Here is a 16254-nt window from a genome sequence, read left to right as displayed (position 1 = left end):
GGGTCAGAGCCCACCCGAGTAATTCGGGCTCTGCCCCCAAATATTAGTCAGTTGGGGTCAGAGCCCACCCGAGTAATTCGGGCTCTGACCCCAAAAATTTAAAATGGCAGCATCGACTGGAAGAAGCGCGACATCATCGAGGTCAGCTCGGCGCGGTCGATCGTGCTGTTGGTGCGATACTCGACGCGGGCGTCGGCCACCAGGGTCGACGACACGATGTTGCCGGGCTGGATGGTGTCCGGATTGACCATGCCCGAGAAGCGGATGAATTCGATCCCCTTGTTCATCGCGACCTGCTTTTCGCCGACCACGATCAGGTTGCCGTTGGAGAGCACTTCCGAGACCGTCACGCCGATGGTGCCGGTGAAGGCGTTCGACGCGCTCTGGGTGTCGCCGTCGGCATACTTGTTGGCGGTGCTGGCGGAGATGTTCGCACCCAGCTTGCCGGCAAGCGGACCCGGCACGCCGAAGCTGGCGCTGCCCGACTTGTTGCCGGTGGCGGCGCCGCTCTTGTTGGCCGAGGTCTTTTCGACGATGCTGACGGTGAGGATGTCGCCGATGTGGCGCGCGCGGCGGTCCTCGAACATCGGGCGGAAGCTGCTGCTGTTGTAGATCGCACCTTCGGAAGGCAGCCCGGCGTCGGCGATCATCGGGCGCACCGAGGTCGGGCCCTTGACGATCGAGGTCGGGGTGCTGGCGCAGCCGGCCAAGGCCAGCAGCGCCGCAGCGATACTAAGAACGTGTTTCATAACTGAGCCAGCTTCTGCAGCATCTGGTCGGAAGTGGTGATCGCCTTCGAGTTGATCTCGTAGGCGCGCTGGGTCGTGATCATGTTGACCATCTCCTCGACCACGTTGACGTTCGAGGTTTCGACATAGCCCTGCATCAGCGCGCCGGCGCCGTTGGTGCCCGGAGTGTTGGCGTTGGCGGTGCCGGAGGCGCCGGTTTCCACGTACAGGTTCTCGCCGCGCGATTCGAGGCCGGCCGGGTTCACGAAGGTGTTCAGCTGGATCGAACCGATCTGGGTCGGCGCGGTCTGGCCCGGGGTGGTCACGGAAACGGTGCCGTCGCGGCCCACGGTCAGGGACAGCGCATTGTTCGGGACCGTGATCGGCGGCTGCAGCACGTAGCCGCTGGAGGTCACCAGCTGGCCGTTGGAATCGGTCTGGAAGGAGCCGTCACGGGTATAGGCCTGGGTGCCGTCGGGCAGCAGCACCTGGAAGTAGCCGGCGCCGTTGACCATCACGTCCTTGTCGTTGCCGGTCTGCTGGGGATTGCCCTGGGTGTGGATGCGCTCGGTGGCGACGGTGCGCACACCGGTACCGATCTGCAGGCCGGACGGCAGCTGGGTCTGTTGCGAACTCTGCGCGCCGGGCTGGCGCACGTTCTGGTACAGCAGGTCCTCGAACACCGCACGCGACTTCTTGAAGCCGTTGGTGCTGACGTTGGCGAGGTTGTTGGTGATGACGTCGAGGTTGGTCTGCTGGGCTTCGAGACCGGTTTTTGCGATGAATAAGGAACGGATCATGGTGTTCTCCATACGGCGACGGAACCCCATCGCCCACCATGAAATTATGTCCCAGCAGCAATCAAGTCAAAGCGAGGATCTGGGTGGCTTTCGTCGCGTTATTCTCGGCGTTCTTCAGCAGGCTCATTTGGGTTTCGAAGGAACGCGCCAGCGAAATCATGTTCACCATCGAGTCCACCGCCGACACATTGCTGCCCTCGAGGGCGCCGCCGGCCACGGCCACGGCGGGATCGGCCTGGGCGCTGCTGCCGTCCTTGAGGCGGAACATGCCGTCGTCGCCGCGCACCAGGTCGGCCTCGTTCGGATTCACCAGCTTGAGGCGGCCGAGCACCGTCGGCGCGGCCGGCGTGGTGGTGGTCGACATGGTCGAGATGGTGCCGTCGCTGCCCACCGCCACCGTCACATCCGGCGGAATCGTGATCGGACCGCCCTCGCCGGCAATGGTCATGCCGTTCGAGGTCTGCAGGATGCCGTTGGGGCTGATCTGCAGCGAACCGTTGCGCGTGTACGACTCGGTGCCGTCCGCATTCTGCACCGCGATCCAGCCCTTGCCCTTGACCGCGACGTCGAGATCGCGCCCGGTCACCTGCAGCGGACCGGAAGAAAAATCGGCGCCAGTGGTGTTGTCGACCACAAAAGCCCGCGTCGGCAAGCCCTCGCCCTGGACCGGCACGGCACGAAACGTATCGAACTGCGCCCGGAAACCCGTGGTGCTGAGGTTCGCCAGGTTATTCGACGTCGTCGCCTGCTGTTCCAGGATGTGCTTGGCGCCACTGGCTGCCGTATAAATCAACCGATCCATGTTTTTCCAGTCCCTTCAATTCGGGGTCAGAGCACTTTATTGTCGAAATTCGGGGTCAGAGCACTTTTTGAGGAAATAGCTAACGAGCATATGCAGGCCCTGGCTCTCCAGTGCAACGCCCATCGGACGCGCGCTTTTTTTGCCGGCGGCACATTGCTGGAAAAAGTGCTCTGACCCCGAATTTCCAGCGAAATGTGCTCTGACCCCGAATTTTATTAGCGCATGTTCACCAGCGTCTGCAGCACCGAGTCCTGGGTCTTGATGGTCTGGGCGTTGGCCTGGTAGACGCGTTGCGCGGTGATCATGTTGACCAGCTCGGCGGTCAGGTCGACGTTCGAGGCTTCGGTGGCCGAGGATTGCAGCACGCCCAGGCTGCCGGTGTCGGGGGTGCCGACCAGCGGGGAGCCCGAGGCCGAGGTTTCGGCGAAGGCGTTGTTGCCCAGCGGTTCCAGGCCGCCCGGGTTGGTGAAGTTGGCGAGCACGATCTGGCCCAGCGGCTTGGTCTGGCCGTTGCTGTACTGGCCGAGGATGGTGCCGTCCTGGCCGGCCGAGAAGCGCTGCAGGTGACCGGCGGTGTAGCCGTCCTGGGTGGTCTTTTTCTCGCTGGTGTCGGCGCCGTACTGGGTGGTGCCGGCAAAGTTCAGCTTGATCGGCAGGCTGGCATTGGCGCCGGTCGGCGGGTACACCGGCAGGTTAACGGTCAGCGGCAGCGTCTGCGGCGACATCAGTTGCGCCGACAGGGCGCCGTTCGAGTCGAAGTTCAGGTGGCCGACCGGCACCGACGGCACGGAAACGGCCTTGGCGATGTCCTTGTCGATCTGGTCCGGGCTGTAGCCGGCGGTGTTGCCGGCGCTGGTGGCCGCGCTCTGGATCGCGGCGATGGTCGCGGGGCTGGCGCCGGCGGCGGTGGCGGCGCTCACGACGGCGCTTGATGCCTTGCTCGCATAGTCGCTCAGTGCGGCCGAGATCGCGTTGGCATCCGGCGGCACCGCCTTGGTGGCGGTCAGCCAGGTGTTGCGCGCGGCCTGCACGCCGGCGTTCTGCTGCCCGGCCGCGGCCACGTTCACGTTGGTCAGTTCGGTGCCGTCGCTGCCGGCGTACACGTCCCAGGTACCGGCGCCGGTCTTCACGTAGTACAGCGACATCACATGCGCGTTGCCCAGCGTGTCGTAGACATCGACCGGGGTCTGCTTGTTGTAGGTGGTCGGGTCGTCGGCATTGAACGGGAAGTTGGTCGGCGGGGTGGCGCGCGAATCCAGGTTCAGCGAGGTGTCGACCTTCGACGTCGGCACCGGCTTCAGGTCGGCGGTGCTGATCTGCAGGGGCGTCGGCGAGCCCGCCAGGATCTGGCCGCTGGGGCCGACGCCGTAGCCGGTCAGGTTGGCGCCCTGCGGGGTCACCAGGTAGCCGCCCTTGTCGAGCGAGAACTGGCCGTTGCGGGTGTACTGGACCAGGCCCGAGGTCTCGGTGCGGAAGAAGCCGGAGCCGTTGATCGCGATGTCGAGCGGATTGCTCGAGGTCTCGATATTGCCCTGGGTGAACTGCTGGGCGATGCCGGCCACGGCCACGCCGATACCGGCCTGGTTGCCGCCCGCGCCGTTCAGCGAACGCGCGTAGACGTCGGCGAACTGCGTGGTCGAGCCCTTGAAGCCGACCGTGCTGGCGTTGGCGATGTTGTTACCGATGACGTCCAGCGATTTCGCGGCGCCGTTCAAGCCGCTCAGGCCCTGTTGGAAAGACATGTTCTGCTCCTAGAATTTACAAGACTTGCTTGATGTCGGCCAGCGCAACTCCACCCTTGCCGGGCAGGTTCAGCTTGACGCCGTCGGTGCTGTTGGTGGTGACCGAAGCCACGCTGTCGAAGGAGAGCGTCTTGGCGTCGCTCAGCTTGTCCGCGCCCTTGGTCGCGGTGACCTGGAAGGTGTAATTGCCGTCGGCCAAGGTGATCGGCTTGCCGTTGCTGTCGAGCTTGGTGGCATCGGGGACGCCGTCCCACGCCAGCGGAATCACGCCGGCCTTCTGCTTGCCCAGGTCCATGGACTGCACGATCTTGCCGTTCTTGTCCATGATGTCGACCTTCACGCTGTCGGCGTCGGTGCCCAGTTCCACGCCGAGGATGCCCTTGCTGCTCGACAGGGTCACGTTGCTGCCGTCGACCAGCACGCCGTGGCCGATCAGGCTGGTCGCCTGCATCGCTTCCGAACTCTGGTAGCTGGATTTCAGCGAGTTCAGGGTCTCGTTCAGCTTGTTCACGCCGGTCACGGTCTGCAACTGCGCCAGCTGGCTGGTGACCTGGGCGTTGTCGAGCGGGTTCAGCGGATCCTGGTTCTTCAGCTGGGTGACCAGCAGGGTCATGAACTTGTCGGTATCGGCCTGCACGCTGTCGCCGCTGGTGGCCGCGGGCTTGCCGTTCATGGTCGCCATCAGGTCGTTGATGGTGGTGGTCGATCCGGTATTGGTATTCACGGTGGTCATGGATAGGGGCTTTCAGTGTTACTGACCGATCGTCAGGGTCTTGAGCAGCATGGTCTTGGCCGCGTTCATGGTTTCGACGTTGGTCTGGTAGGAGCGCGATGCCGACAGCATGTTGACCATCTCGTCGACCACGTTCACGTTCGGCATCGTCACATAGCCTTTGCCGTCGGCCAGCGGATTCTTCGGGTCGTACACCTGCTTCATCGGCGACGGATCGTCCACCACTTCGCGCACCTTGACGCCGGTGGAGCCGGACGCCACCGGCACGGCCTCGAACACGACCTGCTTGGCGCGGTAGGCTTCGCCGGTGGCGCTGGTGGCGCTGTCGGCATTCGCCAGGTTGCTGGCGGTGGTGTTCAGGCGCTGCGACTGGGCGCTCATCGCCGAACCGGCGACATTGAATACGTTAAATAGCGACATGGTTACTGGCCTCCCTGGATGGCGGCGAGCAGGTTGCGGATCTGGTGGTTGATCATGGTGATGCCGGCTTCGTAACGCAGCCCGTTGTCGGCGAACTGGGTGCGCTCGGTGTCCATGTCGACCGTGTTGCCGTCGACCGCGCCCTGGGATACGTTGCGGTACAGCACCGGCGTGCCGTCCGTCAGCGCCTTGCCGTCCGCCGCCACCGGGCCGTTGGCGATATGGCCCTGGGCGGTGGTGGCCAGCCCGCCCTGCTGGGCACCGCGTGACAGCGCGCTCTGCAGCGCGTTCGAAAAATCGATGTCGCGCGCCTTGTAATTGGGCGTATCGGCGTTCGCGATATTGGACGCCAGCAGTTCCTGGCGCTGCGAGCGCAGGCTCAGCGCCGTTTCGTTAAAACGCAGGTAATCGTCGAGTTTGCCGATCATGCCGCCTCCGGGCCTTCACTTATTGGACAGCATCGATCATACGGGCCTGTTGAGTCTTCCAATCGGGCAATAAAGAGACCCAAACCGCGGCTATTCCAGGTTTCAGTACCGGATCGGGACGCCTAAGATGGCAGCATCGAATCTCCTCGCAAGCCTTTTTCCCATGCTCCGCACCCTGTTTGTCTCCCTGTTGGCCGCTCCTCTGCTCGCCCTGCCCGGCCTTGCCGCGGCCGCGACCGGCGTCCAGAACGTGAACGCGCTGCGCGCCGTGGTCGAGCAGTTCCTGCTGACCCAGACCGCCGGCCTGCCGGGCGAAGTCTCGGTGAAGGTGGGCGCGGTCGACGCCCGCACCGCGCTGGCCAGCTGTCCGGCGCCCGAAGCCTTCCTGCAGCCGGGCGCGCGCGCCTGGGGCAAGACCACGGTCGGGGTGCGCTGCACGGCGCCGTCGAACTGGACCATCTATGTACAGGCCCAGGTGAACGTGAAGGCGGACTACGTGGCGGCGGCGGTGCCGCTGGCCCAGGGCCAGCCGGTCGAGCAAGGCCAGCTGATGTTGGTAAAAGGCGACATCGCGGCGATGCCGAACGGAATCATCACCGACATGGCGCAGGCGATCGGGCGCACCCCGACCGTCTCGCTGGCGGCCGGCACGCCGCTGCGCCTGGACACTCTGCGCAGCAAGCCGGTGGTGCAGCAGAACCAGGCGGTACGCCTGGTCTTGACCGGTAACGGTTTTTCGGTGTCGTCCGAGGGCCGCGCGATCGGCACCGCCGGCGAAGGCCAGGTGGTACAGGTGCGCACGGCGTCCGGCACGGTGGTCAGCGGGACGGCGAAGGCCGGCGGCCTGGTGGAAGTCGCGTTTTGAGCTTGAGAGTATCCTAAAGTTTTCGGCAGCCAGGCCGTTACAGAATGCAGATCCCGGGCTTTCTGTTCCGAACTGCAAAGGATAATGCTGTGAAAATCAACGATACCCTCAAGAACAACGCAGGCGTTCAGGCGAACAATACGCCGCCCGCCAACGCGAAAAGCGCCGACAACGCGGCGGCTGCCGTTGCCAGCGCGACCACGCCCGCAGCATCCGACACCGTGCGCCTGTCCTCGCAGGGCCAGGCGCTGGCTGCCGGCGGTACGAATCAGGTGTTCGACGCCAAGAAAGTCGAGCGCATCAAGGCGGCCATCGCGGATGGCCAGTTCCAGGTAAATTCGGAGAAAGTGGCGGATGGCCTGCTGGAAACGGTACGCGACCTGCTGCACTCCCGCAAACGATAGATAAGACATGGCCATTGCATCCCCCGGCGCAACGCTGCGCGACGAACAGCAACTGATCGGCTCCATCGTGGAGCTGATGAAATCGGAACAGCAGTTCCTGATCGATGCGGATGCCGATGGCCTCGCCAACATTACCCCGAAGAAGCTGCAGCTGGCACAGAAAGCGGCCGAGCTGGCACGACTGCGCCACAAGGCGCTCGGCACCGCCGGCTTCCCCGCCGGCGAGACCGGCATGGAGCCCTGGCTGGCGGTGGGCGGCAACGCCGACGTGCGCGCCGACTGGAACCGCCTGCTCGAACTCACGCGCGAAGCCAAGGAACTCAATCGCGTCAACAGCATGCTGGTCAACAAGCAGCTGGCGCACACCCAGAACATGCTGAACGAACTGCGCCCCGCTTCGGCCGGCGCCGCCGTGTACGGCCCGGCCGGCCAGGCGCTGGGGTCGGGGCCTTCGCGGCGGTTCGTGGTCGGCTAATTCCGCCGTCCCGCGAAATCACCGTCGGGGCGGGCAATGCCCGGCACGACGATCAGCCGCCCTGCTCCCTCAGTAACTCCTCCACCCGCTCCGCCGTCACCGGCCGGCTGAAGTAGAAGCCCTGCATCCGGCTGCAGCCATGCGCGCCCAGGAAGTCCAGCTGGGCGGCGCTTTCCACGCCTTCGGCGATCACCTCCAGCTTCATCGACTGCGCCAGTGCGATCACCGCCTTGACGATGGCGGCGTCATCGCCTTCGGTGGCGTCGCTGCCGGCGATGTCGGACACGAAGGAACGGTCGATCTTCAGGCAGTGGATCGGGAAGCGTTTCAGGTTGGCCAGGCTCGAGTAGCCGGTGCCGAAGTCGTCGACGGCCAGGTGCACGCCCATGCCAGAGAGGCGCTCCATGGTGTCGGCGGCCGCGGCCGGGTTCTCCATCAGAACGCTTTCCGTGATCTCCAGCGTCAGCCAGGACGGTTCGCAGCCGGTTTCCCGCAGCAGGCGCTCGACGTTGGCCGCCACGTCGCGCTCGCGGAACTGGCGCGCCGACATGTTCACACTCATGCGCGGCGGCGCGCCGCCGGTCAGTTCCGCAAAGCGCGCCTGCTGGCGCAGCGCCTCCTCGAGCACCCACTCGCCGATCGGTACGATCAGGCCGGTTTCCTCGGCCAGCGGAATGAAGTCGCCCGGCGCCACCATCGGACCGCCGTCCGGCTGCCAGCGCAGCAGCGCCTCGATGCCGACGATGCGCCCGCTGTCGGCATCGACCTGGGGCTGGTAATGCAGCAGGAACTCGCCGCGCAGCAGGCCGCGCTGCAGGCCGTTCTCGATGCGCAGGTGCTGCTCGGCCTTGACGGCGAGATCGGCCGCATAGAAGGCGTAATGGTTGCCGCCGCTGCCCTTGGCGCGGTACATGGCGCTGTCGGCCGCCTTCAGCAGGGCTTCGCTGTCGCACCCGTCGCCCGGGTACATGGCGATGCCGATGCTCCCCGACGGGAACACCTCCTGGCCGCACAGCGCCAGCGGCTGGAACAGGCTCTCGAGCAGCTTGGACGCCACCAGCGCGGCATCGTCCGGCCCGGCCAGGTCCGCCAGCACCACCACGAATTCGTCGCCGCCCTGGCGCGCCACGGTGTCGCTCTCGCGCAGCACGCCGGACAGGCGGCGCGCGATCTCGACGATCAGCTGGTCGCCGGCCTCGTGGCCAAGGCTGTCGTTGACGTGCTTGAAGCGGTCGAGGTCGATGAACATCACCCCGACCTGACGGCGCGCGCGCTGGGCCTGGGCGATCGCCTGCACCAGGCGGTCCTGCAGCAATAGCCGGTTCGGCAGTCCGGTCAGGGCGTCGTGGCTGGCCATGCGCAGCAGCGCTTCCTCGGCCTGCTTGCGGCGCGAGATATCCTCGACCGCGACGATCAGGCGCAGCTGGCCGGAGGCGGCTTCGCGCATGGTCGAGGCGCTCAGCGCCACCCAGACCTCGCGCCCGTCCTTGCACAGGTAGCGCGTCTCGCGCTGGAAGTCGCGGACTTCTCCTGCCACCAGGCGCGCCACCAGGGATTTGTCCTCATCCAGCTCGTCCGGATGGGTGATCTGGTGGAAGAAGCGCTGCAGCAGTTCGATCTCGGTATAGCCGACGATACCCGACAGCCTGCGGTTCACGCGCAGGAAGCGCCCTTCGCGCGACAGCAGCGCGATGCCGACCGCGGCCTGGCTGAAGGTCAGTCGAAAGAACTCCTCGCTCTCCTGCAGGCGCAGCCTGGCCTGGCGGCGGAAGGTGACGTCCTGGCCGATCAGGAGCAGCAGCTCGTCGCCGGCCTGGCGGGTGCGGCGGATGTTGAACTCGAACCAGCGCACGCCGTCCGCGTGGCCGTACACCGGCACCACCACCGCATCCTGCGGCGCGCTGGTGCGCAGCGCGGCCGTCACCCGCTCGCCCAGTTCCGGCGCCGGAATCAAGGCTTCGAGTTCGGGGTGGGCGCCGAGCACGTCCTCGGGAACGCCGAGCATGGCGCTCATGGTGGCGTTGATCGAGCGGACGCGGAGTCCGGCGTCGACCACCAGCAGGCCGGCCGGCATGCCGTCGATGACCTGCTCCAGGTAGTTCTTGTACTGCAGGACGCTGCGCTGGCCGGCGTGGCCGTAGGTGTCCAGGGCCAGGCCGATATCGAAGGCAACCACCTTCAACACCGCCTTGTAGGCGGCGCCGAAGCGCGCCGGATCGCCTTTCAAGCGCTCCCACAGCAGCGGAATCATCTCGGCCAGGTATTTGCGGTAGGCGCCGATATACCACTTCGGCTCGAGGCCGATGCTCTGGTGTACCACGCCGACGCGCAGGCGGTCGTGCACGTAGTCCGGGCCGTAGTCGCCGGCGGTCAGGCTGTGGAAATACACGCTCAGGGTGTCGTGCAGGCGCGCCATGACGGCATCGTCCTTCAGCAGCGCGCGCAGTTCGCCGAACTCCAGCAGGTGGTTGTAGAAGGCTTCGGAAAAGGAGGCGCCGTCGGCGCCGGTGAGGGCGTGCACTTCGCGCAGCAGGGCCTCGTCTTCCCCGCCCAGTTCGAGGAAGCGCTTGCGCGCCGCGATCTCGCGCTCGTCCAGTCCGATCTCGCTTGCGATCGCTGCCACTGAATTGTCTGATCCGCTCATAAACCCATGTTCGATGAATGCGCCCGACGATGGTTGCGCCCATCGGGCGCGCTAATGCGGCAGCCACCGCGGCAGGCGCAAGCGCGGTGGTTCGGGGGTGCTGTGGGACGCATCTCGTGGGTCAGTTACGCGCGTTGTTTGGGCAGCGCAAGAGCGGTCAGGACGCGGGAATTTCTGTCGTGAAACTCATATGTTCTTCCAGCATCATTACATTCTAACAATCGTGCACTGCACCAAGAAACCTAATCTGTGACAAACAATCAATCCGTTGCGCTAAAGCCTCACTCATCGTGTGGTTTCTTGCGGCACGGCAATATTCCCGGGCGTCCGGCTTGCTACAACCGTTTTTTGGACAAGCAGAGGGAGGAAACATGGACTGGAAAACGATCATCGGGGCGGCGCTGGCAACGGGCCTGCTGGCCGCGTCCGGCGCCGCGACGGCGGCCGCCGACGTCACGATCCGGGTCGCGCCGGAACGCCAGAACCTGGCGAAGAGCGACAACGTGGTGGTCGACGTCAGCGTCACCAACGCGACCGCGGCCACCCAATACCTGCTGAAGTGGCAAACGCCGTTCGGCGCCATCGAGGCCCCGCTGTTCGAGGTCACGCGCGACGGCCTGCCGGTGCGCTACCTGGGCATCCTATTTCTGGGTATGGCTGAACATGACCGCGTCGGTCTTGATATCGGCCGCGGAGTCGAGCTGGCGCACGTCCGCCAGCGCGCTGCCCTCGTAACGGATCACATAGGTGTGCGTGCCGGGCCGGAAGGCGTAGGCATGGGTGATGTCGATGGTGTGCGCGTGGGCCGAGTGCGGCGCCAGCTCGACGTAGTCGTCCAGGGTCAAGGGGCCGCGCTTGACCATGCGGCCCGTGTACGGCACCGGCGCCTCGCCGGGATGCTCGCGCAGGTCGAACAGGCGACGCGCCAGTTCGGTATCCGCCGCGATCTCGCGCGGCAGGCCGACCCTGCGCTCGCCGCGGTTCTCGATCCTGAACGTCACCAGCACCTTGTCATGCCTGGCGTCGACGCTCAGGCTCGCATGCACATTCATCAGTTCTCCTCCATCGGCGCGCGCGGCGGTGGCCGTCATGAGCCACAGCGCGGCGCACAGCATCGTTCGTCTGCGCATCGACATCTCCTGTCGGGTTGAACGATTGTGCTCCGGCATGGCTGAAATGCCAAGCGTGCGCAGGGTGGATTACTCCGTGCCGGTCCCGGCCAGGATGGTGACGGCCACGCGCCGGTTGCGCGCGCGCCCGACGGGATCGTCGTTGGGCGCGATCGGCTGGTTGGCGCCGCGCCCGATCGCCGCCAGGCGGCGCTCCGCCACCCCGTTCTCGATGAACAGCCGCACCACGGTCGTGGCGCGCACCGCCGACAGCTCCCAGTTCGAGGGGAAGGCCGCGTTGGCGATCGGGGTGGTGTCGGTGTGGCCCTCGACCTCGATCGCATGCGGGTCGTCCTTCAGCAGGCCGGCCACGGTGGCGAGGGTTTCACGCGCATTGCCAGTGAGGCCGGCGTCGCCCTCGTCGAACAGCACGCTGGCGTTGATCTCGATGGTGATGCCGCGGGCGTTGCGGGTGACGCGCACCTTGCCGCTGTTGACCAGCGGCGCCAGCACGCTGTCGAGCTTGCGCGCCAGCAGGTCGAGGCGCTCGCGCTCGCGTTTGGCCGCCTCCGCACGCTTGTGCGCGATGATGTTCGCCAGCGGCAGCGGCAAGGGGTCGGTTTCGACCGAGGGATTGATTTTCGTGGCGGCGCCGCGCCCGCCAAAGGCGTCGCCGAGGGCGTCCGACAGCACCTTGTACTTGCCGACGTTGACCACCGAGACCGCGTACATCACGACGAAGAAGGCGAACAACAGGGTGATGAAATCGGCGTAGGAGATCAGCCAGCGCTCGTGGTTCTCGCTGTCTTCGACGAAGGGTTTGCGGCGCGCCATGTGCCCGGCCCGATCAGTGCTGCGCCATCAGGCAGGCGATGCGTTCTTCGAGCACGCGGGTGGTGTCGCCGGTGGCGAGGTCGTGGAACACGTCGGTCAGGATCTCGTACTGCAGCACGCGCTCGGCGACGATCCCTTTGAGTTTATTTCCCACCGGATGGAACAGCAGGTTGGCCAAGCCCACGCCGTACACCGTGGAGACGAAGGCGACCGCGATGCCGGCGCCCAGGCGCGAGGGGTCGCTCAGGTTTTCCATCACGTGGATCAGGCCCAGCACGGCGCCCAGGATGCCGACCGTCGGCGCATAGCCGGCCGCCGCCTCCCAGATGCGGGCGGCCTGGCGCTCGCGCATCTCGTAGCTGTTAATCTCGGTTTCCAGCAGGCTGCGCAGCTTGTCCGGATGGATGCCGTCGATCACCAGGCGCAGGCCCTTCTGGATGAAGGGATCGGCCTTCGCCATGTACTGTTCCAGCGACAGCAGGCCGTCGCGGCGCGCCGACAGGCTCCACAGGTGGATTTCGCGCGCCAGGTGCTGGCGGCGGTCGGGCGGCGGCGCGAACACCCAGCGCAGCATGCGCAGGCCGCGGATGAAGGCGGATTTCCTGGTCTGTAGCAGGACGGCGCCGAAGGTACCGACCACCACGATCGCGAACGCGGCCGGCTGCACCAGCGAGGAGAACTTGCCGCCGTCGAGAGTGTGGCCGACGATGATGCCGGCGATCGCCAGCAGCAGCCCGAGCAGGCTGGCTATGTCCACGCGCGCTCCCGCAGGTAGGCGCGCAGGCGGGCCACGGCCTGGCTGTGCAGCTGCGAGACGCGCGACTCCGACACGCCCATCACCGCACCGATCTCCTTGAGGTTCAGCTCTTCCTCGTAATACAGGCCCATCAGCAGTTTTTCGCGCGGCGGCAAGGCGTCGATGGCGTCGATCACGGCCTGGCGGAAGTCGGTTTCCATCAGCGCGCGCAGCGGGTCGTCCTCGTCGACGGCATAGCGGTCGAGGAAGCTGTCGCTGCCCTCGTCGCCTTCGCCGCTGTGGAAGTCTTCGTAATAGAGCAGCTGGTGGCCGCCGGAATCGCCCAGCATCTCCTGGTAGTCGGCCAGCGGCAGCTTGAGCGATTTCGCCACTTCGGATTCGCTGGGCGGACGGCCGAGCTGCTGCTGCAGCGCGGCCATCGCCTGCTCCACCTTGCGCATGTTCTGGCGGGTCGAGCGCGGCATCCAGTCGCTGCTGCGCAGTTCGTCGAGCATGGCGCCGCGGATCCGCAGTACCGCATAGGTCTCGAACTGGGCGCCGTGGTTCTCTTCGTAGCGGCCGATCGCATCGAGCAGGCCGATCATGCCTGCCTGTACCAGGTCATCGACTTCGACGGACGGCGGCAGCTTCGCCTTCATCTGGTGGGCGAGACGCTTCACCAACGGCATATGCTCCGTCAGCAAGTGATTCTTGTCCGCTTTCCCTTTAACCGTGTACATTTTTGCTTATTCGTATTCTCTTATGCCGCGTGGCTCATGCCTGTCGCAAAACGGCCGGCCAGGCGGCGGAATGCCACCGAAGCGCCCGCCAGCGGGAAAGCGTCGACCACGGCCCGCCCGAGGCGTGCGGCGCGGTGCAGGTACTCGTCGGCGGGTACGGAACCCATCGAATTGAGTGTTACCGCCAGGTAACGTGTTGCCGCTGATGACATATTATCGTATACCACCTTCGCCTCGGCTTCGGTAGCGCCGGTGACAAGGATACCGAAGGGACGGCGGCCCAGATGCTGGGACAGGCGCTTGATCAAGGCATAGGCATTCGTGATGGATGTCGCGCCGGTCGAGACCTGGACCACGATCTCCGACGAGGCCATGATCGGCACCGGAAAGCCGCCCTCCTCGCTGAATTCGCCGTCGACGATGACGATGCTGCCGGCCGCCTGCTTGACCAGCACGTCGAAGGTTTTCGCCAGGCGGCGCGCATCCTCCGTCGCCCCCGCGTAGGCGGGGGGCCAAGTTTGCTGGCGTCCCCGGCCACTCACAGGAACTTGGGTTCCCGCCTCCGCGGGAACGACGCTATTCATCGTCACCACCGAAAAGCCCTGCGGCGCCGGATGGATCACCTGGTTCAGCGCACACTCCTGGCGCGCCACCTGCAGCAGGCCGGGACCGCGGTCCACGCCCAGGCGCCGGGCCACGCCGTAGTCGCGCTCGCAGGCGTCGACGATCAGCACGTCGTTGCCGCTCTGCGCCAGCGAGGCGCCGAGGTTGATCAGCATGGCGCCCTTGTCGTCCTGCGGGGTCGCCGAAAGGAAGGTCACGATGCGCGGCTTGGGGCCGGCCAGCATCCGCCGCAGGCCTTCGGCCTGGTCGAAGTCGAAACTAGCCAACATACACCTCGCGCAGCGAACGGTCGCTGTTCAGGTTGCCGAGGCCGGCCATCATCAGCGGCAGGTCGGCGTCGGAAAACTGGGCCGCGGCCTCCTTCTTGTTGCGGAAGGCGCGGTCGACCAGCATGGCGCGGTCGGCCAGGTGCAGGTCTTCCGGCACGCGCTGGCCGGTCGACACGTAATACAGGTTCAGCTTCTGGCGGATCATCACGTCCAGTACACCGCCGATCGAAGCGGCTTCGTCCAGCTTGGTCATGATGCAGCCGGCCAGGCCGCTGCCCTGGTAGGCGCGCACCACTTCGTTCAGGGTCTCGTTGGTCGAGGTCGCGTTCAGGCACAGCAGGCGCTGCACGTTGGCGCCGCTCTCCGTCAGCATGGCCACCTGTTCGGTCACCATCTGGTCGCGCTGCGACATGCCGATGGTATCGATCAGCACGGTATGCTTGTTGCGAAGCTCTTTCAGGGCGATCCGCAGGTCGGCCTCGTCCTTCACCGAGTGCACCATCACGCCGAGGATCTTGCCGTAGATGCGCAGCTGCTCGTGGCCGCCGATACGGTAGGCGTCGGTGGTGATCAGGGCCAGCTTTTCCGCGCCGTGGCGCATCACGCAGCGCGCCGCCAGCTTGGCGGTGGTGGTGGTCTTGCCGACGCCGGTCGGGCCGACCAGGGCGAACACGCCGCCGCGGTCGAGGATGGCGTCTTCGTCGCTCATGGTGGTGATGTTGCGCGCCAGGACGGTCTTGATCCAGCGGAGCGATTCGGCGGCATCCTTGCCGGCCGGGAGCTTGTCTACAAGATAGCGCGACAGGCTGGCCGAAAAGCCGGCGCCCAGCATCTCGCGCAGCACGGCGGCCTTCTGCGGCTCGCGCTGCTGGGTGCTGCCCCAGGACAGCTCGGACAGCTGCGATTCCATCATGCCGCGCATCGCGCGCAGCTCGCTCATCATGCCCTGCATCTCGGCGGCGGCGGCGCTGGCAGCCGCGCTTGCTGCCGATTCCTTGGCCTGGGCGATCGCGGCCGACATCATGGCCGTCATCGCGGCCATGTCGAAGGCTGGCGCTTCCGGCTGCGGGGCGCGGCGGTTGGCGTAGGTTTGCGGGGCCGGTTCTTCCAGGTCGTGGAAGGACGGCATGGCCGGGCGGGCCATCGGCGTGCGGGGCGCTGCTGCTGCCGGCTCGGCCGGGACTTCGAATGACGGCGCGCTGTAGGGGCGCGGTGCCGGTCCGTCGATACGGCCCGCTGCATGCAGCGTGCGGGCCGCTGGTGCCGCCGGCGCATCGTCCAGATGGTTCAGCTGGGGGCGCGGGGCCGCCATTTCCGACTCCGGCGCCGGCGAAGCCAGCGAGGCGACGTCGTCGTTGTCCAGCGCCAGGATCTCGACCACGCCGTCCACCGGGCGGTTCGACAGGATGACCGCGTCCGGTCCCAGGGCATCACGCACTTTGCGCAGGGCCTCACGGGAAGTCGGGGCTGTAAATTTCTTCACGTTCATCGTTGGTCTCCGCTCTTGCAGGCAGGTGTTACGTCAGTCGGTCGCTATTGGTCGGCGGGCGCAGTGGCTCATTCACGTTACAATTATTGACGATGCCTGGAGGAAAGCATCCTTCGAAAAGGGCAAGGAAATCTGCCTATTTCTCCGTGCCTTGCAAATATTTACAAAACTATTTAGAAAGAAGTGTATTGATGAAGATTCTGGTTACCGGCGGCATGGGTTATATCGGTTCGCACACCGTGGTTGAACTGCAGAACGCAGGTCACGAGGTGGTGGTGGTCGACAACCTGTCCAACGCCAACCGTTCCGTGCAGGAACGGGTGACTCGCATCACGGGGAAGGCTTTCGAATTCGTCGAGGCCGACATCCGCGACCGCGCGGCGATGGAAGCCGCGTTCGGCGCGCACAAGGT

General features: G+C 65.7%; 18 protein-coding genes. 4 read left to right on the top strand and 14 right to left on the bottom strand.

Annotation, left to right across the window (positions count from 1 at the left end):
- Window positions 1-98: 98 nt before the first annotated feature.
- From AB4Z32_RS13420 to flgB, 7 genes are all read right to left on the bottom strand, one after another.
- Window positions 99-749 (bottom strand): flagellar basal body L-ring protein FlgH, encoded by a 651-nt coding sequence (locus tag AB4Z32_RS13420; protein WP_442122347.1) that lies wholly within the window; start codon window positions 747-749, stop codon window positions 99-101.
- Entirely contained in the window at window positions 746-1528 is a 783-nt protein-coding gene (gene flgG / locus AB4Z32_RS13415; protein ID WP_442122346.1) for a flagellar basal-body rod protein FlgG, read from the bottom strand. The genes AB4Z32_RS13420 and flgG overlap by 4 nt, the downstream gene beginning before the upstream one ends.
- Before the next feature lie 61 nt (window positions 1529-1589).
- Window positions 1590-2330 carry a flagellar basal-body rod protein FlgF gene (flgF, locus tag AB4Z32_RS13410; RefSeq protein WP_442122345.1) on the bottom strand — a complete coding sequence of 247 codons (741 nt, stop codon included), beginning with the start codon at window positions 2328-2330 and terminating at the stop codon, window positions 1590-1592.
- Window positions 2331-2545: 215 nt separating this feature from the next.
- On the bottom strand, window positions 2546-4072 hold the full coding sequence (locus AB4Z32_RS13405; RefSeq protein WP_442122344.1) for a flagellar hook protein FlgE: 1527 nt from the start codon (window positions 4070-4072) through the stop codon (window positions 2546-2548).
- A gap of 16 nt (window positions 4073-4088) precedes the next feature.
- Complete coding sequence (locus tag AB4Z32_RS13400) at window positions 4089-4805, bottom strand: flagellar hook assembly protein FlgD (protein WP_442122343.1); 717 nt, start codon at window positions 4803-4805, stop codon at window positions 4089-4091.
- Window positions 4806-4823: 18 nt separating this feature from the next.
- A complete protein-coding gene (gene flgC, locus AB4Z32_RS13395) occupies window positions 4824-5225 on the bottom strand; it encodes a flagellar basal body rod protein FlgC (protein WP_442122342.1) in 402 nt (133 codons plus the stop codon).
- Window positions 5226-5227: 2 nt separating this feature from the next.
- Window positions 5228-5653, bottom strand: coding sequence for a flagellar basal body rod protein FlgB (gene flgB, locus AB4Z32_RS13390; RefSeq protein WP_442122341.1), 426 nt, complete (start codon window positions 5651-5653; stop codon window positions 5228-5230).
- 163 nt (window positions 5654-5816) lie between these two features.
- Between flgB and flgA the strand changes: the two genes are divergently transcribed.
- The 3 genes from flgA to AB4Z32_RS13375 all read left to right on the top strand — a co-directional run bounded on the left by flgA (window position 5817) and on the right by AB4Z32_RS13375 (window position 7397).
- Window positions 5817-6518 (top strand): flagellar basal body P-ring formation chaperone FlgA, encoded by a 702-nt coding sequence (flgA, locus tag AB4Z32_RS13385; RefSeq protein ID WP_442122340.1) that lies wholly within the window; start codon window positions 5817-5819, stop codon window positions 6516-6518.
- An 89-nt stretch (window positions 6519-6607) separates the two neighbouring features.
- Entirely contained in the window at window positions 6608-6922 is a 315-nt protein-coding gene (flgM, locus tag AB4Z32_RS13380) for a flagellar biosynthesis anti-sigma factor FlgM (protein WP_442122339.1), read from the top strand.
- A gap of 7 nt (window positions 6923-6929) precedes the next feature.
- Window positions 6930-7397: a flagella synthesis protein FlgN gene (locus AB4Z32_RS13375; RefSeq protein WP_442122338.1), complete on the top strand. Its 468-nt coding sequence runs from the start codon at window positions 6930-6932 to the stop codon at window positions 7395-7397.
- A gap of 52 nt (window positions 7398-7449) precedes the next feature.
- Here AB4Z32_RS13375 and AB4Z32_RS13370 read toward each other — a convergent pair whose 3' ends face one another.
- From AB4Z32_RS13370 to flhF, 7 genes are all read right to left on the bottom strand, one after another.
- Entirely contained in the window at window positions 7450-10020 is a 2571-nt protein-coding gene (locus AB4Z32_RS13370; protein ID WP_442122337.1) for an EAL domain-containing protein, read from the bottom strand.
- A 662-nt stretch (window positions 10021-10682) separates the two neighbouring features.
- Entirely contained in the window at window positions 10683-11171 is a 489-nt protein-coding gene (locus AB4Z32_RS13365; RefSeq protein WP_442122336.1) for a hypothetical protein, read from the bottom strand.
- A gap of 69 nt (window positions 11172-11240) precedes the next feature.
- Window positions 11241-11984, bottom strand: a complete 744-nt coding sequence (motD, locus tag AB4Z32_RS13360; protein ID WP_442122335.1) for a flagellar motor protein MotD — start codon at window positions 11982-11984, stop codon at window positions 11241-11243.
- Between the two features lie 13 nt (window positions 11985-11997).
- Window positions 11998-12741: a flagellar motor protein gene (locus AB4Z32_RS13355; RefSeq protein WP_442122334.1), complete on the bottom strand. Its 744-nt coding sequence runs from the start codon at window positions 12739-12741 to the stop codon at window positions 11998-12000.
- A complete protein-coding gene (locus AB4Z32_RS13350; protein ID WP_442122333.1) occupies window positions 12732-13460 on the bottom strand; it encodes an RNA polymerase sigma factor FliA in 729 nt (242 codons plus the stop codon). The genes AB4Z32_RS13355 and AB4Z32_RS13350 overlap by 10 nt, the downstream gene beginning before the upstream one ends.
- A gap of 20 nt (window positions 13461-13480) precedes the next feature.
- Complete coding sequence (locus AB4Z32_RS13345) at window positions 13481-14350, bottom strand: MinD/ParA family ATP-binding protein (RefSeq protein WP_442122481.1); 870 nt, start codon at window positions 14348-14350, stop codon at window positions 13481-13483.
- Window positions 14343-15842: a flagellar biosynthesis protein FlhF gene (gene flhF, locus AB4Z32_RS13340; protein WP_442122332.1), complete on the bottom strand. Its 1500-nt coding sequence runs from the start codon at window positions 15840-15842 to the stop codon at window positions 14343-14345. The genes AB4Z32_RS13345 and flhF overlap by 8 nt, the downstream gene beginning before the upstream one ends.
- Before the next feature lie 191 nt (window positions 15843-16033).
- Here flhF and AB4Z32_RS13335 point away from each other — a divergent pair.
- Window positions 16034-16254 (top strand): SDR family NAD(P)-dependent oxidoreductase (locus AB4Z32_RS13335; protein ID WP_442122331.1); only part of this gene is annotated, 221 nt, incomplete at its 3' end.

The sequence above is a fragment of the Massilia sp. 2TAF26 genome, from assembly GCF_052115005.1.
Lineage (GTDB): Bacteria > Pseudomonadota > Gammaproteobacteria > Burkholderiales > Burkholderiaceae_D > Telluria.
Note: the sequence above shows the minus strand (reverse complement) of the source record. Positions and strands in the feature narration are given on the sequence as shown.

What these genes read in the sequence shown, in the direction of transcription:
- AB4Z32_RS13420 (WP_442122347.1), bottom strand. Translation starts at nt 749, where the DNA reads ATGAAACACGTTCTTAGTATCGCTGCGGCGCTGCTGGCCTTGGCCGGC.
- AB4Z32_RS13350 (WP_442122333.1), bottom strand. Translation starts at nt 13,460, where the DNA reads ATGTACACGGTTAAAGGGAAAGCGGACAAGAATCACTTGCTGACGGAG.
- motD (WP_442122335.1), bottom strand. Translation starts at nt 11,984, where the DNA reads ATGGCGCGCCGCAAACCCTTCGTCGAAGACAGCGAGAACCACGAGCGC.
- AB4Z32_RS13365 (WP_442122336.1), bottom strand. Translation starts at nt 11,171, where the DNA reads ATGCGCAGACGAACGATGCTGTGCGCCGCGCTGTGGCTCATGACGGCC.
- flgB (WP_442122341.1), bottom strand. Translation starts at nt 5,653, where the DNA reads ATGATCGGCAAACTCGACGATTACCTGCGTTTTAACGAAACGGCGCTG.
- flhF (WP_442122332.1), bottom strand. Translation starts at nt 15,842, where the DNA reads ATGAACGTGAAGAAATTTACAGCCCCGACTTCCCGTGAGGCCCTGCGC.
- AB4Z32_RS13375 (WP_442122338.1), top strand. Translation starts at nt 6,930, where the DNA reads ATGGCCATTGCATCCCCCGGCGCAACGCTGCGCGACGAACAGCAACTG.
- flgA (WP_442122340.1), top strand. Translation starts at nt 5,817, where the DNA reads ATGCTCCGCACCCTGTTTGTCTCCCTGTTGGCCGCTCCTCTGCTCGCC.
- flgF (WP_442122345.1), bottom strand. Translation starts at nt 2,330, where the DNA reads ATGGATCGGTTGATTTATACGGCAGCCAGTGGCGCCAAGCACATCCTG.
- flgC (WP_442122342.1), bottom strand. Translation starts at nt 5,225, where the DNA reads ATGTCGCTATTTAACGTATTCAATGTCGCCGGTTCGGCGATGAGCGCC.
- AB4Z32_RS13405 (WP_442122344.1), bottom strand. Translation starts at nt 4,072, where the DNA reads ATGTCTTTCCAACAGGGCCTGAGCGGCTTGAACGGCGCCGCGAAATCG.
- flgG (WP_442122346.1), bottom strand. Translation starts at nt 1,528, where the DNA reads ATGATCCGTTCCTTATTCATCGCAAAAACCGGTCTCGAAGCCCAGCAG.
- AB4Z32_RS13400 (WP_442122343.1), bottom strand. Translation starts at nt 4,805, where the DNA reads ATGACCACCGTGAATACCAATACCGGATCGACCACCACCATCAACGAC.